This window comes from Pectobacterium peruviense, from assembly GCF_003312355.2.
Classification (GTDB): Bacteria; Pseudomonadota; Gammaproteobacteria; order Enterobacterales; family Enterobacteriaceae; genus Pectobacterium; species Pectobacterium peruviense.
On record NZ_CP161826.1, the window covers coordinates 4084078 to 4106729 of the forward strand.

The following is a 22652-nucleotide window of genomic DNA, read 5'->3' on the forward strand; positions in this document are numbered from 1 at the left end:
TACGTGTGCTATGTACGCAGGCTGCTCAGCTCACTGAGCGCCGCCAGCAGTTCATCCTGTTCAGGCTGATGCTGACGCAACTGTTCGGTAAAGGCAGTTTTCCCCGCTTGCGCTAACGGCTCCACATCCCGGTTTTCAGTGGGGAGTGAAGGAGATTGCATCGCGCCGCGGTCAGTGGCCATCGCTGCGCCATCGTTCTGCCCGGTTTGCAGCGTGATCGGCACCGTCCGGCTGGTGCCGTCTGCAGTTTGGGCTTTCAGCGCCAGTTGGATCTGATTCACCTGCAACGCACTGGCATCGGTAATCCGCACCACGCCGCTGCGGGCATCAAACTGCACCCACGCAGGCAGCGGACGCCCGTTCGCCAGTTGCAGCGTCAGCGTGGCATTGCCTTCACGCACGCTGAACATGCGCTGCGGCAAGCTAAAGGCGAGTGCGCCGGAGGCATCCGGCCGTAACGCGCCCTGCACGCTGCTGAACGCCGATTCCAATGCCGTTGTCTGACCGCGCACGCTCAGGAACAGGTTGGAATCCGCCGGAGAGACTGCCGTGCTATCGCGCACGACGGTGTTAGCACGAGAAGAGAAGTTGACCTGATCCAGCGTCGGCATCAGCTGTGACATCACGGGATCGAGCACCCACGGGGCATCAGACTGGCGCGCCGTATCAGCATCGCGCTGCCGCACAGGTTCGGCAGTAATGTTAGTCGGTAGCGGTTGAACGTCTGGACGAGACAGATCGGCGACAATCGCACCCAGCGGTTGTTCGCGTTCTCTTTCGTCCGAATCAACAGGCAGGCTTACCCCCTGCTGCACCAGAATGACCGGTGCCGCTGTGGAGGTGTTGTCAGGATTGGCTGGCTCCGTTGGTGTACCGGGGTCGACTGGCGTCGAGGCGGCATTGACCGTCAGCGCCACATTCAGCGCCGTCGCGTTGCCCACGCTGTCCGTGGCAGTAATCGTCAGGCTGAATGTTCCCGACACGGTCGGATCGCCCCCGATCGTGCGCGTTGCGGTATCAAACGTCAGCCCGTTCGGTAGACCGTTGATCGACAGCGTCAGTGCGTCATTTTCCGCATCACTGAAAAGACTATCAGGCAAGGAATAAGACCAGCGGGTGCCAACCTGTGCGGCTGGCGGAGTGAACTGCTCAGCATGACCAACAGGCGGTAGATTGTTCTCTCTTAGCAACGTAACACCGAGCGTCTGCGCGGTGGAATTGGCTTCGCCATCATTGAATACCAACGTCAGTGATACCGCGCTTCCGGTCAGTGGAGCGCTCGTCGCCCAGCTAATCTGACGTGCAAGCGCCGTCGCATCCGCACGAGAAATAGCAGCGGTGAAGGTTACCGTGAGTTTGCCGTCCACCTGTGTGAAGGTCGCGACCGCTTGTCCTTCTTTGCTAATCACACCATTCGCCAACGTGAAACCATTACCAGCGGTAAAATCGAAACGATCGCTTGCTGACGCCGCTTCACCGCGCTGTAGCGTGATCGACCCACCCTGATAATTTCCCGTCCCGCCGTTCAGTGCATCCAGTTCCGCATCACTGAAGATGATAGACGGCGCGACGATAACCGCTGAGCCATCAATGCGATAAATCGGCAGACGAGAGACTTCATCCAGCGCCGTTACGCCATTGCCGAGCGCAATCAGACCACCGTCAACCGACAGCAGATGGGTGAAGCCTGCACCGCCACTTACCTGCGTATCGAGCGGTATCAGCGCCTGACCATTCAGCACATAGCGAGTCAGCGAACCGTCACTTTGCGTAACGTACAGCACTCGCGCATCAGCAGAGAAAGCGATGTCACTCACCGAGCCTTCTGCTGCGACGCGGGCAAGGTGCGTGAAGGTTCCCGTTGCCGTATCCAGCGCAAAGGCATCGATCTGCCCTGCACTGGCGACAAAGACTCTGCGTCCATCGGCGCTGACCGTTATCTGTTCCAGCCCAGAAAGCTGCACGGTATTACCTGAGGCATCGGTAAAGTCGCGGATGTTCCCCAATAGCGTCGGCTCGCCGTTGTCACCACGCGTATACACAATCAGTGATGAACCACTGCTGGTATTTGTCGTCACAAATAGCAAATTGCCACGGCTAACTACTTCGCTGGCTTGCCATAGGTAAGGTTCACTCCACATCCCCCCCTCGATCAATCCAACATAATCGAGCTTGCCTGTTGCCGTATCGCGGGTAAACCAGAGGAGGTTGTAGTTGTTGATGACATACAGCGTCTTGCCATCATCAGACAGGGTGATGCCTTTGATGTCGTAAAGGTTACTATTGTGTATTTCGTAGACATCAACGATGGTTTCTTTATGTTCCAGATTGCCTTCAGCATCCCGGCTAAACCAGACAATCGCGTTGCCGTCGGCACGCAGTGCATACACGCTGTTGCCCTCAACAGAAACCTGTAACTGGCTTATCCCCTGGACACCGTCTACGGCGGCAAAAGTACGCACATAGGTTAATTCGCCGCTGTTCGCATCACGCTGGAATAAGGCAATCGCCCCTTTATCATCGCTGACATACACCGCCAGCCCATCTGCCGTGCGGGCTGCCGCCGTCACCGTGCCTAGCCCGGTAATCGCGGTATACGCATTCACCAAGCGCAATTCATCGGCAGAGAGCACCGGATCGTTCGCCACCACAGGCGTGTCGTTGATAGCGGTAATCGCCACCGACAAGGCCGTAACCTGAGATTCCAGATAGCGATCGGCTAGCGTTACCGTCACCGCGACCAGTGCGGCAGGCGTATGGCTGTCGCTGGCGTAGGTAATTTGACGTAGCGTGTTCTGCACATCTTCCGTGGTGGGGATCGTGCCTGCATGACTATTAAAATGAATCGTCAGCACGCCGTCTTTATTACTGACCTGACCAATCGCCACACCGTCTTTCTGAAGCGTATCACCCGATAATGTCAGGCCGTTGCCAGCATTCAGACTCAGCTTATCCAGCGCCGTTTTACCGTCACCCAGCGTAATCTTCAGCGTCGCGCCGTCGTAATTGCCTTTGCCGCCGTTAAGTTTGTCCATCTGCGCATCAGACACCGTTGCGTCAGGTGCCAGCACGATAGGATCGGCGCGTTCGGTATACGTCGGTGTTGTAGCCGGAACAGTAATAACCGGCGCGGTATTGGCTTCTGCCGCAGGTACCAGCGTCAGCGTAATGGTTTGTTCCAGCGTAGTTTCCGGGGCGCTACCGCTATAGTTATTTTCCTTGACCATCAGGGTAACGTGGCGTTCCCCGCTTGGATCGCTGCCCAGATAGTTGTAGCCGATACTGTCAATAATCTCAGCCGTGCCGCTACCGTCTTTCCCGACATACAGAAGAACCGTGGCTTTACCGTCTTTCACTTCAACGGAATATTGCAATCCACTGGCTGTGCGCGGTGTACCGTTGGATTTTTCGAGCACGATCGTACTGCCATCGACGCTGATCGTCTCATTTGGCCCTGAGACATCAAACGTCAGCACCACCTGCCAGATGGTTTGTCCACTCTCGACGGTGTCGATATGCGTATCTTTAAACAGCTTAACGAACTCGCCGTTGCCCGGAATTTGTGGATTCAGCACCGTCGTATTCAGTACAGCCGGATCGTTTACGCCAACAAGATTAACCGTCACGTCCATCGTAGCGACGTTATTGTCGCCATCATTGATGCTGAAGGTGAAGGCAGGTGACGATCCCGCATGTTCTGGATCCTGACTGGTGTTCTGGTAGGTAATCTGACGCAGCACATTCTGCGCATCGGCTTTTGTCACCGCAGCCGTAAAGGTCACCGTGAGCACGCCATTAATCTGCGTAAAGGTAGCAATCGTAGTGCCATCTTTAACGAGGGTGTTACCGTCCAGCGTTAGACCGTTATCCGCCTTAAAGCCAAATGTATCTTCCGGTAGCCCGCCTTCTTGTCGGCCCACCGTGATGCTCGCGCCGCTATAGTTACCCGCACCGTTATTTGACGCATCTAACTGCGGATCGGACAAACGACCTGATGGCAGCAGCACCGTTGCATCAGTATCTTCGGTGTAGGTGGCCCCAGCAGTACCGACATTCAGCACATGGATCTTATCGCCGCCAATCAGGTACAGCTGCTTGCCGTCTGCACTCAATTCGACGTTTTGCAGATCAGAGAAGGAAATATTGAGCGGGCTATCCCAACTGCCGCTAATCGTGTGCTTCAACGTCAGGCTGCCATCTTCAGCACGAGCGAAAACAGAAATATTCTTGCCAATGACGAACAGCGCCGTGCCATCAGCAGAAACCACCAGATTGGTCGCCAGCGCTTCACCGGAATCACCACCGTCATCGGTGATTGACGTTGTATCCGTAAGCGTCAGTGCCCCATCTGCACCTACCGTTATCGTATTGAGCGTGTAATTACCCACATCGGCATTAATCGCATACAGCGTTTTGCCATCAGGTGAGAGAGCAAGTGAATTGATGTAATACTCGCTCGCTCCACTAATCTGGCCGACCTGAGACAACGCGCCTTGAGCATCAATACTGAATGCGGTGACACCGACGGTACCGCCGGAACCCGACACAAACAGATAGCGCCCGGTTGAATCAAGCACAAGACGGCTCGCCCCGATCAGATTATCGGTCTGGGAAACCGATGTCAGGCTACCGTCCGTACCGCGCTTAAACACCAGCACGCTGCGACTGTCATTATCACTGTCAGATTGGGCAGTAGTGAGGTAGAGGTAATCGCCCTGAGAAACAATGTGAGAACGCACATCCAGCGAACGACCGCCCAGCGCGGCTTGATCAAGGACGCCAGCCTGCGTCAGCTCACCGTCGCTGCCAACGCTGAAAATGGTCACCGCATTGCCTTCGCTACCCACCACATACAGGTATTGCCCATCAGCGGACAGAATCACATCTGACGCACCGGCTAATCCTGCATTGTCCACAACGTTATCGTTTTGCCCTGTCTCATCGTTATAAACAGAGCGGTAATTAAAGAAGGTTTTCGACAGGGTAAATTTGCCTTCCTCATTACGTACAAAAATACTCAGTACCGCAGATCCCCCCTCAGGTGAACTCACGACATAGAGGGTTTTCCCATCCGCAGCCAGCGCGCTATCTTTTACCCCGCTCAGCACATCGACATAACTAGTAGAGTCATAGCCATCAAGGCCGTAATCATTCTGAAGGGCGCTCGACTCACCGCCAATCGCTGGCATTTGTGCGGGTTCGGAAGCAATGTTCAACATCAGCGTCTGTTCCGCCTCAGCGCCCGATTCATCGGTCACTATCACGGTAATAGCAAAGGATCCTGCGCCATTAAGCGCTGGCGTACCGGAAATCGTGCGGGTTGCAGAATCGAAGGTTAATCCATCAGGAAGACCGTTGACCCGCCACGTCAATGCGCCATTTTCAGGATCGAGGAACAAGTTTTCTGGCAGTTCCACGTTATACGACTGGCCAGCAGCACCAGACGCAGGGACATATTCCACGTTATCTACGATCGGTGCTTTATTCGGCACCAGCGTCAACAGCAGGCTGGTATCCTTAGCACCATCGCTAAAGGTGATATTCAGTGGAATCGATGCGCCAGCCGTATCACCATCATTGCGATAGGTAATCTGATGCAGAACCTGATTGGCGACCGCTTTAGTGACGCTTTCGGTAAACACCACCGTCACCGTCCCTTCACTCACGCTGAAGGTGCCAATGGTCGCACCCTGATATTGAATCTCGCTGCCGGACAACGTCAGATCGCTTCCGCTCTGGAAAGCGAAGTGATCGTTTGCCGATGCTTCGCCATTACGGCTAATAGTGATTGATGCACTCTTATAGTCATCAGCAGCATCCAGCTCCTGGTCTGACAGCGTAACGCTGGTTGCAAACGGTATATCTGCCGTCTGGCTATAAGGTGCATTTGCCGCTGCGGTGAACACGTTTAGCCCCGCAAAGAACGTACTGACGCCCGCATAGATATTTTTACCATCGGCACTAACAGCGAGGTGGTTGACGGTGGCAACCGAGAGCTCAACACTATTACGGTACGTTAAGGCACCAGAATCAGCATCGCGGGCGAAGACCAGCAGTGATTTACCGCCGAACGCCGCAACATACAGCGCTGAACCATCCTGAGAGAGAATAATTTCGCGCAGTGATGTCGCACGTAGCTCCGCAGGAACATGGCTTTCACTGTTGTATAAATCCATTGTCCCCGCGTAGGTCAGCGCCCCGGTGTCCCCATCACGGCTGAAAATTGAGACGGTACCCTGCGTATTTGACGACACATAAACAAAACGGTTATCGGGTGAAATAACGATATCTTGCAGTGCGGTGAGGTAACGATCGTCCTTAGGAATGTCTGCGCTGTTCACATCAGCAGCGATCGTACTTTTATTGATCGTACTGACATAGCTCAGGCTCCCCGTCTCCGCATCGCGCGACAGTACGGTAATGCTGTTGTTCCCCAGATTAGAGATATAGGCCGATTTACCATCGCTGGACAGCACAATGCCGCTTGGACTTTTCAGCGGAATGGTATCGCTACCAACCAGCGAGCCGACAAACGTTAGCGCACCGGAAGTGGTATCGCGTGAGAAGAAAACAACGGCGTTTTTATTGGTCGATCCATCCGTCGGCGTCACGCCGTTAATGGTATATAGCGAGGTGCCGTCGTCGGACAGCACGATCTCGGAAACCGCCGCATCCAGGCCGCTAACGCCATTCACACCTTGTGTGGCGACAATCCCGACATAGCTGAGCAGCCCCGTCGTGGCATCACGACTAAACTGCACCAAAGAGTAGGCGCTTCCACTTCCCCCTGCCACATACACGCTACTGCCGTCTTTCGACTGTACCAGCGTGGTGAGGGTATTCAGGCCGTTAACTTCAATCACAGGGGTGGACGGATCGTCCTGTTCGCCCTGCGTGAAGCTTTGTAACAACGTCAATTCGCCGGTTTCCGCATCACGAGCGTAAACGCGCAGGTAGGTCTTGCCGCTGTTATTGTTCCCTTCACTGCCGGTGACCAACAACGTCTTACCATCTTGAGAAACACCGATCGCCGAAACGCGCTCGTTGTAGTCACTGAGTTTCCCATCGTTGTAAAACAGCGCAGCATCGGGGGAATAGGTCGCCTCGATCGTTGGCAGTTCGTTGAAGGCGAGATTGACGCTGCCGGATACCACCAGCGTCGCGGTATCGCTCCCACCATTGGCGGTGCCGCCGTTATCCTGTAACTCGGTTAAGGTGATGGTACGCAACCCGCTGGCGCTGGTGCTCTCTTTGCCAGCCGAGTAGTTCAGGCCATCGACCAACTTCATCATCGCCATGCTGCTGATGCCCTGAGCACTACTTAGCACCAGTGAGGATTCACCGCTCGGGGCGTTATAGGTGTAGCTATACTGGTAACCGCTCACCGTGGTGCCAGCGCTGTCTTTGCTCAGGTCGATGACCGTGCCATCCACCGTCAGGTATTCCTGATGCGGGTTGTTTAGACCATCAATCCCGATCGACAGTTTTGTCAGCGCCTGTCCGGCTTCTCCGGTGTTAATCGCGGTATCTTTGAACAGCGTGACGGAGCCACCGCGCGTATCCAGCGTCAGGTTATTTCCGCCCTGGCTAACCAGCGTTGGTGCGCTGTTGGCGGTCAGCAATAGCGCGACGGTAGTCACCGTGCTGTTCAGCTCGCCATCGTTCGCGGTCACCGTCAGCACCACCGTTTCGGTAGCGCTCTGGCTACCGATGTTGCGGTAGGTGATTTGCTTCAGGACGGCATTGGCTGTCTCTTTCGTGACATCCGCGGTAAAGGTTACGCTGAGCGTGCCCTGATTCTGTGCGAAGGTGCCAATCTCTGTGCCTGATTGCAGAACTTTGCCATCTTGCAGCGTCAGGCTGTTACCTGCACTCAGGCCGAATTGATCGTCTGCGGAAGGCGTTTCACGACCGATGGTCAGCGTGGCACCGTTATAGTTACCTGCGCCGCCGTTTAACACATCCAGATTGCTATCCGAAAGCGCAACATGATCGGCAAACGGTAAGTCGCTGCCATAGAGGTAAGTGCGTAACGCACTAAAGCGCTGAATCGCCTCACCGGCGATCAGGAGTGACTGCCCATCTGGCGATAGCACCATGCCACGCGTATCGCCGATATCCTTAATCTGACCGCTTTCGCTTAGCGCTCCCGTAGAGGCGCTGACGCTATAAATCTGCAATGTGCCTTCGCTGCTTAAAGCATAGAGCTGGCTACCGTCGGCGTTAAGATAGAGTGCGTTGACACCTTCCAGCGTTTTCGTATCCGTGCGGGTCAGCGTCTTCCCTTCAGTACCATCGCGCAGTTGATAGACGCTGATTTCACCGCTGTCAGGATCGGCAACGTAGATGAACTGCTGATCCTTCGAGATCGTCAGTTGATAATCTACCGCGCCATAACCTTCCCCAGACGTTTCCAGCGTCGCGACAGAGGTTAATGTTCCGGTTTCACTACGCTGATAAACCGACAGCGTGTGCTTTGCCCCCATCCCCATCGTGACAACATAGTTACCGCTGCTCGCCACAATACCGCTGCGATCGATTCCGCTGTCATTCACGCGCTGGAGGAATGTCAGGCCGCCTGTCGTCGCATCGCGAGTAAAGATGACCATGCCGTTCCACTGAGTGGCAACATAAACCTGAGTGCCATCGCTGGAGACGGCAAGCCCGGTAATATTGCCGTTTTGCGAGGGGATGGTTTGGGTATAGCTGCCATCGACCTGAATGACCTGTCCGTTATCATCAAGGCTAAGTGCGACAATATTGCTATCGCCCGTGATGGCATAAAGTGAACGATTGTCCGCACTCAGTGCGATGTCTTTCACATCCTTGAGCGCGCTGATATCACTCAGCGTTTGGCTCAACGTCAGTTTGCCATGCTCGCCAACGGTAAAGACCCCCAGTGTGCCATCGCTTCCTATGGCATAGGCGCGATCGCCATTATTGGAATAACGCACGTCCTGTGGCGATTCCATACCGGGTACGATGATCAATTCGGCCAGTTCGGGCGCATCCGATGCAGACACCACGGGCGCCACATTGATCTTGCTGTCGATAGTGACGGTCGCATGAATATTCAGATCGGCCGTGTCGCTGTCGTCACTCAGACTTTTCAACGTTACCGTCACATCGCCGCCAGCCACGGTTTTATCAAGTGGCTTATAGGCAATACCATCAATCAGCTTAGCAACGTCATTAGGCTCAAACGCTTCAGATGAAGCAATGCTAACGGTGACGGTTGTCGTCGCGCCACTGACAGCAACCGTATAGCTATATTGACCAGCACCAACAGTCGTTTTTGCACCATTACCAGACTCTAATGTAATTTCAGTGCCATCAATGACTAATGCCTGATTCGCGCCCGTGCGGTTGACCGTAATCACGAGATCTTTCAGTTCCTGCCCGCCTTTATCCGCTGACACGCTAACGCTACTGAACAGATCAATAGGCGCAAAGCTGTCGCTGGAATCGGTGATGGTGACCGTTGCCTTAGCTGGCGTGGCATCGACGCCGGGCGCGGTGTCCGTTGCCGCAACGTGCGCAGCCACATCCACTGCGGTGACCACAGCGGCGGCATCAAACATCATGCGCGGTTCCAATACCCACGCCTGACGCGGCGTGCGCGTTAAGGCTGAACCAGATTTTGAGCGGGAAAAAGTCATCGTGTCATGTCCTGTAATAAAAGGGGCAAATCGCGTCATTCCTGGCTACATTCAGCAGTTATTCAACCAGCCGAACATAGCCGCCCTCGGTTTCGATCTGGCCAGCAATACGATCCAACCGTTGAATCAATTGATCCTCAACGCCTTCTGCGCCGAAGCCTGAACCATCGATAAAGCTCATACGTTTTTCGCCTTCAGTGCAGACCAGTAGGCCCGGCGTCGCTTCTCTGTCGAACAGGTTGCGGCCAAAGTCTTCAGGGTCGCCGGGACGAATGCCGACAAAATAAAATTTGATATTGCTCGCACGGAAGCTGGAACACAGATCGCGGAAGCGCTGTGCGGCAAAGGAACGGGCAGGATCCGTTCCGGTACTACCCCGAAATTCATTGCGATTGAAGTTATAGCTGTCGGTGTCAAACCAGTTACCGATGGTATTCGCCATCATTATGATCACTTTTTGCCCATCACCATTGCCGTCCAGATTGAAGTCCAGCGGCAGTTTGGAATCACCCCAGCCGTCTGAGCCGCGCATATTAGGTGACAGCGCCGCGCCCGCCCACGACATACCGATGGCGTAGTTCACGTTAAAACGGGCAGAAAATTGCTCGATACGCTGATTCAGTAGGCTTTCTTCGTTGGTCAGCGGCATCAGCGCCGCATTTGGGCACCCACGGTCTGCCACAATAAAGCGGGTATCTACGGCATTGGAGTTGTTATCCCACGGATAGAGGTCGGGATTCGGGCCGCGCCAAGAGATCGGCGGTGCGCCGGGGCTGCCGTTTTGCGGCAAGTCGTGACGGTAGTAAATACGGAATTGCCCTGCGGGCGGCTCATCCCAAAAGAAGTTTTCTTCCCGGCCTAGCCCGCGATACATGCACAGTAGGTTAGCGCGGCGATCGGGGAAACGGCGATCGGCGAGACTGCTGACAACGCCACTGGCAAAAAGCGAACGCAGCTCCGGCGGGTTTAGCGCGCTCGGCGTAGACCAGCGACGAATGCGATTCGCATCTTCTGCGTCGTACACGTTTACGGACTGGCTGTACGGCACCAGCGATAGCCACAGGTTGTCGCGTTTACCGTCCGCGCTGCTTAGCATGCGTTCGACAAACGCGCGGCTGACGCTTTTCAGCGAGCGGATATCCCCATCACTCATATCGCCAGTCACTGGCATAACAAAGGCAATTTCGGTCGGCCGGTTGATGACTTCCGAGGTCGAATACACTTCCTGCTTCTTTGCGCCTAGGCTCAGCAGGCTAGGCTTGGTTTCAAAGGCGGCAGTAACGGTATAGGTTTTACGTGTGGCACTGTTGCGCCCTTCAGTAACGGACACATCGCTCGCCAGCAGTTTTTCACTCAGGGCCTTATTCATCCCCAGATTGTTTTTGACGTATTCATACGCCAACTTATTGGTATCTTCCTGACTGTATTCTTCGCCATTAATGGTCGCTTGATGCCCGACAGCCAGCGCGGCGGCATCTGTCGCGCGTTTGATCTGCGTCGCGTCACCCGTTGCCGTCGAGGTATCGACGATAAAAGCCGCTGTCACTAATAAGGCCATCGCACCTAGCGTATAGAATGCAGTACCCGCCCCCTTTTCCTGCTGAATGAAGGCAGACAGGCGCTCACGCCAGAATAGCGTTATTCCAATGTCGTCTTTTTTTACGCTTCTGTTCTGTAAGGTTTTTTTCATTACTTCCTGTCCTGTATACCTGGATTCAGCACGTACTTAACCCGCCCATAAAACGGGAAAATAAAAACGACATTGCTCATATGCCTATTTGTCTTAATCGTTTCGTTATTTCGGTAACGAGACACTCGCTGCCGTTTGCGGTCTATTTGCCGCTTCTGTATCTCTATATACGTCGGTTATTACTGATCTTCTTCCTCTAGCAGAGCCTCTTTTCTGAGTACCTCATCCAGTTCAACCACGTTGATAGCGACCCGGTTGACTGACGACGCGTGCAGCAGACCGCCCAGCGACATACCGCCCAGCAGGCTCACGTCTTTACCCTGACGGCAAATCTCGACCACTATCATGGAGGTAGTCTTACTGCCTTCTTCACGATCTCTTTCCGGCAGTTCAGGGAGATACTCTTCACCTGGCAGTGTTTCACTTTCCACACACAGCGCTTCTGCTGTGCCTCTGCTCAACTGCCAGTACAGCTCACCAGTTTGGCGCACGTTGCTGATTAACAACTGATAGTTCCCTGCCCCTTCCATTGGCAATACCGTATCGAGCAGCCCCTTTAGCCCTTTTTCATCCAGCTTCTGCTGCATCGCTAATATTGACGCAATGGCACCCGCTCGCTGTTCCATGCGCGTACGTTCCAGCCCGACGGTGTAGAGATCCGCACACAGCGAACCTATCGCCAGTACAATCGGAAACGCCAGCGCCGTTTCTACCGCAAGAGAACCACGGCGAGAATACCAGAAGCGATGGATCCCGCTCAGGAAACGGTCGGTTTTTAATAAACGACAGGCTTTCAATAAGCGATCAGTCATTACGCAGTTCCGTCCCAAACACATGTTTGTACTGATAACGGAAAGTGTCACCCAGCGTTAACACTTCCGGCAGCGGCGTAATAAACGCTTTTTTAATCTGCACCGTCACGGACCACACTGGCAGCGTCGTCGTTTCTTCGTCATTGGGGTTGTCCTGACTGCTATTGCCGTTCGTCAGCCCGCCAAGTTGAGTCAGATTGTCGAAGTGCAATACGCTGACGGTTAAATCGTCTTCCTTGAGGTAGCCGTATCCTGATTCAACCATGCGCGCTTTTAGCCGCGTTCCCATCTGTTCCGCACTGTCCGTAACAAGGTTATCAAGACGAAACGTCTGTACGGCTTTATCCAGCGCGGCGCTGCCAACGGCGATCACCAGCCCGATACGAGCCAGTTCAAACAGCATCATCACCCCGACCAGCACCACCGGCACCAGAAATGCCACTTCCGTAGCAATCACGCCGCGCGTGCTGCGCCAGTTACGTTCATGCCATGGCACAAGACCTTTCTTACGCCACGGGTCGCGATTACGAAGCCACACCATTACTCAGGTGCACTCAATTGCAGACGTTGACGGCTGGACAAAAGCAGCGCTTCGCCGCGGGATTTATCCTGCTGCATCTGCTGTAAACGCTGATTCAGTTCGTCCATTAAGCCATCAATACGCTGTGGCTGTGCAATGGTCGCCAGCGCCGAACGCGCTTCATCGTCCCTGCCACCAGAAAGGTAGGCCAGCGCCAGATTCAGCCTGCTGGTTGCGTTACTCTCATCCACCGAACGCAGCAGAGAAATCGCCTTGTCCGTATTACCGCTCGCCAACCATGAAAGCGCCAGATTGTTGAGTGCCGCAACATCGGCTGGGTTCACCTGCAATGCTTTTTCAAACAGCTGACGCGCTTCTGCGTGTTTGCCTGATGCATCCATCACCACGCCCATGCCATTGAGTGCGCCAGCGTCATTCGGCTGTGCTTTCAGCGCACAGGCAAAGTCGGTTTGCGCCATCGCATTACGTCCTAATGCTAGCTGCGCACGTCCCATTCCCAGACACACCGCCAGCGCTTCTCCCGACGTCATTTGGTTGGTATCACCGCCCAGCGCCTGACGCGCTCGTCCGTACAGTTCTAGCGTCTGCTGTGGCGAACGTGCCAGAGCCGCAACGCTGGCATATTCCAGCATCTCTGCCCCTTTCAGCGCATCACGACTATCGAGGCGCGCGTACACTTCCGTCGCCGCTTCAACACGTCCTTGATCGCGTAGCAGACGAGCCAGACGCAAGCCTTCATCTTTGCTGCCTTTAATCGCCATCGAGCTGCCGCATCCCGCCAGCACGGTACTGACAATCAGCAGTGCCAGCATAGGCGCGCCGCGCTTAAGTTTTGCTACCAGATCGACCATCTTCGATAACTCCATCGGTTGTAACGCTAGTAATTTCCGGTTCATACCGGAAATCGATGTTTGTAAACTCAACGTTTTAAAATCAATGCTTTAAAATCAATATCTTGAAAGTAAAAAGCTATTGCGCCAGCAGGCGAATCACTCGCACCAACGCGGGTGATGCCATAATCGCGATAATCGGCGGCAAGATCAGCGCCATCAACGGCACGCTCAGCTGCGCAGGCAATTTCCCAGCCTTCTCTTCCAGCCCCAGAATCAGCGTCTTGCGGCTTTCATCGGCAATCGTACGCAGCGCCTGAGACAGCGGTGTGCCGTAGCGCTCCGCCTGAATCAGCGTCGCCACCATACTTTCGATCTCGCTGACCCGGGTACGCTCCGCCAAATGCTTCATCGCCAGCGTACGATCCGACAGGATCTGTAATTCGGCGGCGGTGTAATGCAGTTCATCCGCCATTTCCGGTGAAGACAGCCCTAACTCCTTCGATACCACCTGTAACACGCGTCCGATAGGTAGACCGGCTTCGGCGCAGACCACCATCAGATCCAGCGCGTCCGGCACCGCACGCGCCAGCTTTTCACCTCGGCTTGCCGCACGCCATTTCAGCCACCACTCCGGCACCATGGAGCCGACAAAGAAGCCAATCAGACCTGCAGCTACGCCCGTCAAGCCCGCACGATCGGCAGGTGGCAACCAGCCCCACACCAGGGCGATAGCGAGCAGCGCCCCAGCGGCAAATTTCCCCATCACCAGCCAGCCCACCGCTTCGTTACGGCGAAGCCCTGCGAGATCCAGCAGGCGACGCAGATTGCGGCGATCGCGATCCGATCCCGACAGGCGTTCGCCCTGCGTGGCGAGAGGCTGCAACAGCTTTTCCAACAGGGGGGATAATGCCGTTCCCTGGCCTCTCAGGATGTTATCCTGAGAGGCCGCCTCTATAGAGGCGCTGGGTAAATGCCCACGCATGCGAATTTCCAGCTGTTTGTATTGCTGGATTTTATGTTGTGTACGGGCCAGATAGATTCCAGCCACCATCAGCACTAGCGCCAACAACAGTAAGGGATCGTCAAAAACAGTCATGAGTGGCTCTCCCTTTACCCTATCCGTTTAACCATAACGTGCGTCACCAGCATGCCGACCGAGACGCTGCACAAGGCGTAAATCAGTACCGTCGTTCCGACCGGATCGGAGAACAGGAAGCTGAAATCGTCGGGTGATTTCATGTACAAATAGGCCAGACAGCCGGGGAACAGCGCGGCGACAATCTTGGCAGACGCACGCGCTTCAGACGTCTTGGATTGCACTTTCAATTGCAGTTCCCGACGGTCACGCAGCGTCGCGGACAGACGCTCCAGCGTTTCCCCCAGTCGCCCACCCGCTTCCTGATTGATGATCAGAATGACCACGAAAAAGCGGTATTCAGCCATCGGCACGCGCGTCGCCGAGGCCTGAATGACCTGACGCAGTGGAATACCGAGTTTCAGCCAGTGGTCAATCGTCTTGAATTCATTCGCCAACGGCCCAGTCAGGTGCTCGGCGACAATCGAGAAAGTATTCGCCACCGGAACACCAGCACGACAGCTGCGGGTAATCGCATCAATGGCTTCGGGCAGACTTTCGCGCAGCGCTTTCAGATGTTTTTGCAGCGTCGAACGAAACAACATCATGCCGATGCTGACAAACAGCAGCAGCGTAAACATCAGTCCCATCGTGAGCGGCAGCAGAGTACGCTGCCCTAAGATCATGCCGAGTATCAGGCTGACCGCCCCCAGTGAAAGAGAACGCTGAGGTAGGTTTTTTTTCCAGCCGATGAACGTCATTTGCGCCCAGAGGATAGCGAGCAAGCGTCCAATGACAGGGACGCCCATCAACGGCGTTTTGATCTCGTCACGCAGGATCGAATCAGACACGGCAGCCGCAGCCGACGGGCTGACTTCGTTTAAAACCTGCAGCCAGCGCTGTTCACGCTGCAAACGGTTCTGGCGTGATTTTCTCCAGGCGTTGACCGCCAAGAGCAGCATCAGCACGCTGCCAAATACCAGCAGCGTGATCAGATTCAGGCGTATATCACTCATCAGCGTCTCCTCAGTTCGTCATTGCGCATCAAACAGATGCGCTTTATCGCTGTAGAACTGTGGGCGCTGAATGTGTTGAACATATTCCCCCGTCAACAGACCCTGTCCATCCATCCCCTGAATGTTGAAGCTGAACAGATCCTGAAGCTGGATCACTTCGTTCTCCATGCCGCACACTTCGGTGATGGACACCACACGACGCATACCGTCGCGCATACGCTCGATCTGCACGATCAGGTGGACCGCGCTGGCGATCTGACGACGGATCGCCATCAGCGGCAGCTGCATGTTCGCCATCATCACCATGTTTTCCAGACGCTGTATCGCGTCACGCGAGGTATTGGCATGCACCGTACACAGCGAACCATCGTGGCCAGTGTTCATCGCCTGCAACATGTCGAAGCTCTCGCCGCCACGTACTTCACCCAGAATGATGCGGTCGGGGCGCATACGCAGGGCGTTACGCATCAGATCGCGCTGATCGATGCGGCCAGTGCCTTCGGCGCTGACAGGACGCGTTTCCAATCTCACCACGTGCTCCTGCTGCAATTGCAGCTCGGCGGCATCTTCAATGGTGATAATGCGATCGGTGGTGCCAATCTTCTGCGACAGCGCATTCAGCAAGGTGGTTTTACCCGCACCCGTTCCGCCGGAGACGATCACGTTAACGCGTGCCTGCATCGCTTTATTCAGAACATCCGCCATCGCGTAGGACATGCAGCGGCGCTCCGCCAGCATTTCCAGCGACAGGTTGCGGCGCATAAATTTACGGATCGAGATCGTGGTGCCGTCGATCGCCAGCGGATAAGTAATGACGTTAACGCGGCTGCCGTCCGGCAGACGCGCATCCACCATCGGGCTGGCTTCATCGATACGGCGTCCCACCGCGGCGGCAATACGCTGCGCGGTGTTAAACACATGCTCTTCGTCGATGAAGGTAATCGGCGACAGTTCCAGTTTGCCAAAGCGCTCGACAAACACCTGACCAGCACCGTTAACCAGAATATCGTTGACCGTGTCATCCGCCAACAGCGGCTGGATCGGCCCGATTCCCGTCATCTCATCCAGCATTTCGGTGGCGATAGCTTCCTCTTCCTGCCGAGAAAGCTGTAACCGTTGCTCATCACAGATGCGGCGGATCACCGTTTCGATCTGCACCAGCAGTTTGTCACGCCCCATCATCGCCGCTTTACCGGCATCGATCTGATCGTAAAGCTGTGCGCGGATAATCCGACGCTGGCTGTTCCGATTGTCCGTCTGGCGGGCAGCAGGGGCAGCTCCAGAAGACGTGTTCGCCGTTGGCTGTGTACGGTTCTCCGCAGCCGGACGCGTTTTCAGTTCTGCCACGTTGGCAGCAGGCGCGGCCTGAGGCGCACTTTTCCCTGCTTCACTTTTTTGCAGGTTATTCTTACGAATCAACATGTTCGTAACCCTAAAATAGTCCTTAACCCTTTGAAAAACGGCAAACGCTTAACATCATCAGGCGCGTTTTAACCAACGCGAGAACCAGCGTTTTTCTGCTGGTCTGGCACGCACGCCGCAGGCCAGATCGACCAATTGGCGTAATCCCTGTTGGAAAGCAGGAGCCGCAGCCAGATTCAATGCGCCGAGCGTGAGGCTCTGCGCCAGCGCGTGGCCTGCATTCGGCAACACGACATCAATCTTCCGGCCGGTAAATTGTTCAAACTGATCGCGGCTTAACGGCGCGTTCGTAGCAAAACGGCTCTGGTTATGCACCAGCAGCAGACGCTGCCCTTCGCTTTCGTCGCCGATTTCATTCAGTACACGCCGCACATTACGTGCATCCTGAAGCGTCAATTCCGTCACGATGATGCGTAGATCCGCGTAGGTCAGTACGTCCAGTGCCCCGGTCGGATAGCTGCTGGGCAGATCCCAAATCACCTGATTGAACATGCGGCACAGCGCACCACCGAGATTCAGCACGTTATCCACCTCAACCGGGCTCAATTCGCCCAGCTCTGGCTTCTGCGCCAACAGGTGCAAACGGGTATCCACGCGCAGCATGGCACGCTGCAAAAGTCGGGTATCCAGTTCCTGAGTCCCCAACACCGCCGCCAGACCCGCATCATCGGTTTGCCCTTGCAGCAGCAATTGGTCACCGTTACGACGGTCAAAATCCACCAGCGCCACGGGTAAATGACGTTCACCAGACAGCAGGCGGCTCAGCCCCATCGCCACGGTACTGGCACCACTTCCGCCGCTGGCGCTGACGACCGCAATCGTTCTGCCCATGCGTGCATATTCCGGCCCTGCCTGTTGGCCTTCACACTTCGCCAGCGTTGCTGCCAGCAAATCCAGCGTGAGCGGCTTCACCAGGTAGTCCACCACGCCCGCCTGAAGCAGCGCGCGGTATAAACTCACATCTTGCTCTTTGCCTGTCGCAATAACCTGACTGGTAGGGCCGCAGACGCTCAGTAGTTCTTCCAGCGCGGGAAGCGGCCAGTGCGCCCCTTCCAGATCCACCAGTAAAACGCGCGGCGGGACATTCAATTCGCACCATTGACGAGCAGCGGCAATGCCGCTAGGCATCACCGGCACATCCGGCTGTTTCAGGCGAGCAAAGAGATCGCTGATATCGGCCACATCGCGCACATCATTGGCGAACGCCACCAGCGGTAGCGCCAGTTCTTCACCATCGTTAGGGGTAATTTCACTCATGGAATGTCACGCCCTTAATCTTCTTCAAAGTTAATGTCGATGAGCTCTTTCACTTCACCTTTGTGGTAGCGTTCGATGCTATTGACTGCCGCCACACCATCCGCACTATCCAGCGCTTTCGCCTGAATCAGATCGCGGGGTTCGGCGACCATCATCGCCAGATTGTTTTTCGTGGCGCAGCCAAGGTAGCCCACACCATCAAACGGCTTCACCATCAGCTGATTGGGATCGTTGATCGTGCAGCGGGTGGTTTTGACAACCAACGCCTCGGAGATCACTTCCAGATCGCCAGTTTGTCCGCTCGCAGTAGAACGGCGCATCTGTTTCACATTCTGCGCATTGGCACCGGCATTTTTCAGCACCGTCGCCAGTCGCCCAGCCATCTGCTCGCCGCTCACACTGTGCGGGATAAGCGTTAGCGTTTGTGCGGATAACCGCCCCTGATCTTTCAACATAATGTTGAGCTGTTTCAGGGATTCAGGCAGAAAGCCTCGTCCGTTCGGTGCAACCAGCAACGACACAGACACCGATGAAGGCTGGACGGCAACAGGTTGAAGCGCAGGCTGATCGAAGCGCTGCATACGCACATCGTTAATCGGCCGATCCGCCTCGCATCCTGCCAGCAGAAAAACGGCGGTCAGCACTGCCCCACGCATGTGCAGCGGGCGAAACGGAGGGTAGCTGTTATTGATCGTTTTCATATTTTATTGCCCCTCACAGACTCAGTAGAGATAGCCAATAGATGCAGAACGTGGCATTGCAGCATCCAGTGTTTTTATGCCTTGTCCCGGCGTCTGAAGATCGCCTGCATTAACCGGCTCGACCACATAAGCGGTTGCGATAATCACCAGTTCCGTTTCTTCCTGACTGGTGGCTTCACTTTCAAATGCACGTCCTAGGAATGGAATACTGCTCAACCCCGGAACACTGTTTACAGTCTGACTACCCGCACTGCGCAACATTCCCGCCAAGGCAAAGCTCTGTCCGCTGGCCAATTCCACCGTAGTATCTGCACGACGCACCTTCAATGCTGGAATGCGCGATCCGCCTTCCAGCTGTACGGAACCCACATCAGTTAACTCACTGACTTCCGGCGCAATGTGCAGGCTGATACGGTTGGCAGACAGCAGTGTCGGCGTCATACGCAGGATCACACCGTAGGATTTGTAATCAATGCTGACGCTGTTATTGGTGATCAGGACAATAGGCACTTCACCACCCGCAGCAAACGCAGCGGTTTCCCCTGACATCGCCGTCAGGTTGGGTTCGGCTAACACACTTGCCATACCTTGTCGGTTCATCGCCGTGAGCAACGTACTAAGCGAGCCATCTTTTCCCCCAAAACCAAGACCTATCGAGTTTCCAGTAGGGTTAGTGATTGCACCTGTTGCTGAATTAAAAAATCCGCGGCTAGTTCCCATTGCCCCACCAATACCGCCAACGGTGCGTCCATGATCCCAGCTTAATCCACCATTCAACGACGCTTCCCAGTTAAAACCCAGTTCGTGTGTAAGTGCTCGGGACACTTCCACGACGCGAACCTGAATATTGATTTGCGAAGGCGTTTTGATTTTGAGTTGGTTGATCACTTTGCTAGAGGATTCGCTGGAGCCTGGCAGTTTTTCACCACCGCCTCCACCGCCGCCCTGCCCGCCGCTTGAGGATGCACTGATATAAGCCTGTATGCTGTCGATAACACGCTTGGCATCCTGCGGCGTATCGACGCTGCCGCGCACAATCACACCACTGGGAATCGAGGCTTCCAGTTGGATATCCGCACCGGGGAATTCACGCTTCATGCGTTCACCCAACGCTTTCAAATCATGTTCAGACACCAGACGAATGGCGTTGATGACATTGCCATTTTCGTCCATCGCATAGAGCGTGGTGGTACCGACGCTTTTGGCGTAAACAAACAGGTTGCCCGGTGAAGGCAGTTCAAAACTGGCAATATTCGGATCGGCCACCAGCACGCTGTCTGGCAGCGCGTCGAGCTGTAACAACCGTCCTTGATGCACGGTCAGGTGCACCACGTTGGTTTCAGCCACTTCAGATACCCCAGCAGCCAGCGTGGTCACAGGCAACATCATCGTCGTCAGCGTGACAGGCAATATCGCATTAAACAGGCCAGCGGCCAGCAATCGTTTGCACGTACCCCGAAAGTCCGATTTCAAAAACAGCGAAAACATCGTCATTTACTTAATTTCCGTAATGGGCTTCATTGTTCTATGAGCAACTCGCGGCACCCCGCAGGTTGTCAGATTACGTATTTGTTCTATCGGGAGGGGAACGTCACCACGTCTTTTTGCTCACCGCGATACGTTTTAACCTTATGACCACCAGCAGATAACGCACCGTAGATGTCCGTTGCCTGTGGCACGGTGGTTACATGCGACCGCCCTGTCAGCGGATCGACCACATCTCCCTGATTGGCGCTGCGCAACGCCAGATGCAAAACGCCCAACTCTTTGGCAACGGCCAGCACTTCTGCCTGCTGAGGCGTCACTTCAAGCGTGACGGTTTGATAGGTAGTCGAACGCGAACGAACACCCGCTGCAGGCTCACGACTTTTGGCAGCGGTATCAAGCGCAGCGCCGTCTTCTGCAACATCCGCACGGGGGTAAATAGGGTTCATGGTTTTTTCGTTCAGCGCCAGAACGCGTAAATCACTCGCAATCGTTTGTGAGGCCAACAGCGGCATAACCACCGGTTGAACGCGACTTGGCGGTAACTCAGACTGGTCATCTCTTCTCATGCTGAGGATGACATCAACCCGATCGTTTGGCGTCACTAACCCAGCATTGCTGGCAACAGCACTAGTAGGAACTGAAATGGCTCGCATCCCTTTACTCAAGACTGCGGCAATAAAACCGGGTTCATTCGGCTTCACCAAGACGTTGCTCGTCAGTGCAGAACCCTCGGGCACGGTTTCACGTAGCGTCGCCCCAAATAATAGTGATTGGCTGTCCTTACCACGGATAAAATTGAATGTGCGGGAAACAGGTTCTTCGGTGACCTGCCAGCGCAGCGAGGTTGAATCAATAAAATCACCGGGATTCAGATCTTTCGCGGCCACCAAAACAGCGGCTTTTTCCGGCGCTTGAGCAACCACCGGAGGCGGTGCTGGGGGTTCAGAAGAGAGGTAGCTACGCACCATCAGCGCAACAATGCCTGCCAGCACGAGTGCGCCTGACAGTACGTATGTAGAGTTCACTTTCATTTCAACTTGCCTACCCTAGCGTGTGTGTCTTAAAGCTGCGACAGAATTAAAACAAGGGAAAAATCAGGACATACATTGCGCCAAACGCGATGGCGACACCGTAAGGTATGCCTTGAGAAAGATCGGCGGGCAACGCGGGTGGCATAGGCAACCGACTCTTGAATACCCGGTTGGTGGTTTGAATGCCCATCGCCACCGCTGTGGGTACGGTATTAAGCAGCGGCAGACTGAGTGCTAAAACCCCACCAGCCAGTGCCGTGACCATGACGAAAACGATCTGGTGTCCTTGCCCAACCCACAGGCACAGCACACTCATCAGCTTGACATCCCCGGCGCCTAATCTGCCGGTGAGGAAAAGCAAAAATCCCACAACCAGCACTGCCGCCGCGCCTGGCAGCGCCCACAACACTTTCTGTAGTGCCAACCTATCTAACGCACCGGATTGCAGGACATGTGAAGCGCTGAAGAACAGCCAGCCCAGCAATAAAATCAATACCGCCTGATTCGTGATTTTGCGTACTAACAGATCGGTACTGATACACCACAGCAGGCAGCCCATCAGCAGTGCCGTCTGCAGCCAGTGCGTGTAATCCGCCATCTCGCGCTTATTTCGCTGCGCCGGATGTACCGCCGCTGGTGCCCGTTCCAGTAATTTGATCGGCGATTTGGGTGAATTTTTCATTCAGCGCTTTTACGAAAATACCGTCGCCGCCGAAAATCGCACCGATAGCCGCAGCCATTGCCGCGGCAAGGATGCCGTATTCGATCGCCGTTACACCGCTCTCGTCACGCAGGAAAGAACGCAATTTTGCTTTCATATTTTTCATAGGAAGACTCTCTAATCCGCAGCCAAAGAAATCATGGCCTACTCTGGGATTCGGGGGATGCCATGATGATAATAAGATTAATAATGAGACTTATTATCAAACACCGCAAGCAGCAGAACATTAATATTCGTTAATCTTTTCATACGAAAAATTATCAATATAAATCAATAATTAACATAAATTCCGCTACAGAGAAAATTAATAAATATTCATATTTTTTGCAGGGATATTCATAAAAACAAGAGAGGATCGTCGTGGTAAACAGAGTACAAACTGCTTACCACGAGTCGTATTCATCGC

Annotated in this window: 14 protein-coding genes; all 14 read right to left on the reverse strand. The window is 54.7% G+C overall.

Annotated features, from left to right (window positions below):
• Positions 1-8: 8 nt before the first annotated feature.
• Positions 9-9659 (reverse strand): beta-propeller fold lactonase family protein, encoded by a 9651-nt coding sequence (locus DUT67_RS18365; RefSeq protein WP_113633016.1) that lies wholly within the window; start codon positions 9657-9659, stop codon positions 9-11.
• A 58-nt stretch (positions 9660-9717) separates the two neighbouring features.
• On the reverse strand, positions 9718-11349 hold the full coding sequence (locus DUT67_RS18370) for a Tad domain-containing protein (RefSeq protein WP_113633017.1): 1632 nt from the start codon (positions 11347-11349) through the stop codon (positions 9718-9720).
• Positions 11350-11528: 179 nt separating this feature from the next.
• Entirely contained in the window at positions 11529-12161 is a 633-nt protein-coding gene (locus tag DUT67_RS18375) for a TadE/TadG family type IV pilus assembly protein (protein WP_113633018.1), read from the reverse strand.
• A complete protein-coding gene (locus tag DUT67_RS18380) occupies positions 12154-12702 on the reverse strand; it encodes a hypothetical protein (protein WP_113633019.1) in 549 nt (182 codons plus the stop codon). The genes DUT67_RS18375 and DUT67_RS18380 overlap by 8 nt, the downstream gene beginning before the upstream one ends.
• The gene (locus DUT67_RS18385; RefSeq protein ID WP_113625466.1) at positions 12702-13553 is read right to left on the reverse strand and encodes a tetratricopeptide repeat protein; all 852 of its coding nucleotides are present in this window, start codon (positions 13551-13553) and stop codon (positions 12702-12704) included. Before DUT67_RS18385 ends, DUT67_RS18380 begins: the two co-directional genes overlap by 1 nt.
• A 118-nt stretch (positions 13554-13671) precedes the next feature.
• A complete protein-coding gene (locus DUT67_RS18390) occupies positions 13672-14631 on the reverse strand; it encodes a type II secretion system F family protein (protein ID WP_048258786.1) in 960 nt (319 codons plus the stop codon).
• Positions 14632-14645: 14 nt separating this feature from the next.
• Positions 14646-15626 (reverse strand): type II secretion system F family protein, encoded by a 981-nt coding sequence (locus tag DUT67_RS18395; protein ID WP_113625467.1) that lies wholly within the window; start codon positions 15624-15626, stop codon positions 14646-14648.
• Between the two features lie 18 nt (positions 15627-15644).
• Positions 15645-17048: a CpaF family protein gene (locus DUT67_RS18400; protein ID WP_048258784.1), complete on the reverse strand. Its 1404-nt coding sequence runs from the start codon at positions 17046-17048 to the stop codon at positions 15645-15647.
• A 57-nt stretch (positions 17049-17105) separates the two neighbouring features.
• Complete coding sequence (locus DUT67_RS18405; protein ID WP_113633020.1) at positions 17106-18305, reverse strand: hypothetical protein; 1200 nt, start codon at positions 18303-18305, stop codon at positions 17106-17108.
• Positions 18306-18319: 14 nt separating this feature from the next.
• Positions 18320-19006, reverse strand: coding sequence for a CpaD family pilus assembly protein (locus tag DUT67_RS18410; RefSeq protein ID WP_113633021.1), 687 nt, complete (start codon positions 19004-19006; stop codon positions 18320-18322).
• A 21-nt stretch (positions 19007-19027) separates the two neighbouring features.
• Positions 19028-20500, reverse strand: a complete 1473-nt coding sequence (locus DUT67_RS18415; RefSeq protein WP_113633022.1) for a type II and III secretion system protein family protein — start codon at positions 20498-20500, stop codon at positions 19028-19030.
• Between the two features lie 80 nt (positions 20501-20580).
• Positions 20581-21525, reverse strand: coding sequence for a Flp pilus assembly protein CpaB (cpaB, locus tag DUT67_RS18420; RefSeq protein ID WP_113633023.1), 945 nt, complete (start codon positions 21523-21525; stop codon positions 20581-20583).
• A gap of 46 nt (positions 21526-21571) precedes the next feature.
• Positions 21572-22123 (reverse strand): prepilin peptidase, encoded by a 552-nt coding sequence (locus DUT67_RS18425; protein ID WP_113633024.1) that lies wholly within the window; start codon positions 22121-22123, stop codon positions 21572-21574.
• A 7-nt stretch (positions 22124-22130) separates the two neighbouring features.
• Positions 22131-22352 (reverse strand): Flp family type IVb pilin, encoded by a 222-nt coding sequence (locus DUT67_RS18430; RefSeq protein ID WP_010295686.1) that lies wholly within the window; start codon positions 22350-22352, stop codon positions 22131-22133.
• Between the last annotated feature and the right edge of the window lie 300 nt (positions 22353-22652).

Coding starts and splice junctions, on each gene's coding strand:
- DUT67_RS18365 (WP_113633016.1), bottom strand. CDS start 9,659: ATGACTTTTTCCCGCTCAAAATCTGGTTCAGCCTTAACGCGCACGCCG.
- DUT67_RS18370 (WP_113633017.1), bottom strand. CDS start 11,349: ATGAAAAAAACCTTACAGAACAGAAGCGTAAAAAAAGACGACATTGGA.
- DUT67_RS18375 (WP_113633018.1), bottom strand. CDS start 12,161: ATGACTGATCGCTTATTGAAAGCCTGTCGTTTATTAAAAACCGACCGT.
- DUT67_RS18380 (WP_113633019.1), bottom strand. CDS start 12,702: ATGGTGTGGCTTCGTAATCGCGACCCGTGGCGTAAGAAAGGTCTTGTG.
- DUT67_RS18385 (WP_113625466.1), bottom strand. CDS start 13,553: ATGGTCGATCTGGTAGCAAAACTTAAGCGCGGCGCGCCTATGCTGGCA.
- DUT67_RS18390 (WP_048258786.1), bottom strand. CDS start 14,631: ATGACTGTTTTTGACGATCCCTTACTGTTGTTGGCGCTAGTGCTGATG.
- DUT67_RS18395 (WP_113625467.1), bottom strand. CDS start 15,626: ATGAGTGATATACGCCTGAATCTGATCACGCTGCTGGTATTTGGCAGC.
- DUT67_RS18400 (WP_048258784.1), bottom strand. CDS start 17,048: ATGTTGATTCGTAAGAATAACCTGCAAAAAAGTGAAGCAGGGAAAAGT.
- DUT67_RS18405 (WP_113633020.1), bottom strand. CDS start 18,305: ATGAGTGAAATTACCCCTAACGATGGTGAAGAACTGGCGCTACCGCTG.
- DUT67_RS18410 (WP_113633021.1), bottom strand. CDS start 19,006: ATGAAAACGATCAATAACAGCTACCCTCCGTTTCGCCCGCTGCACATG.
- DUT67_RS18415 (WP_113633022.1), bottom strand. CDS start 20,500: ATGACGATGTTTTCGCTGTTTTTGAAATCGGACTTTCGGGGTACGTGC.
- cpaB (WP_113633023.1), bottom strand. CDS start 21,525: ATGAAAGTGAACTCTACATACGTACTGTCAGGCGCACTCGTGCTGGCA.
- DUT67_RS18425 (WP_113633024.1), bottom strand. CDS start 22,123: ATGGCGGATTACACGCACTGGCTGCAGACGGCACTGCTGATGGGCTGC.
- DUT67_RS18430 (WP_010295686.1), bottom strand. CDS start 22,352: ATGAAAAATATGAAAGCAAAATTGCGTTCTTTCCTGCGTGACGAGAGC.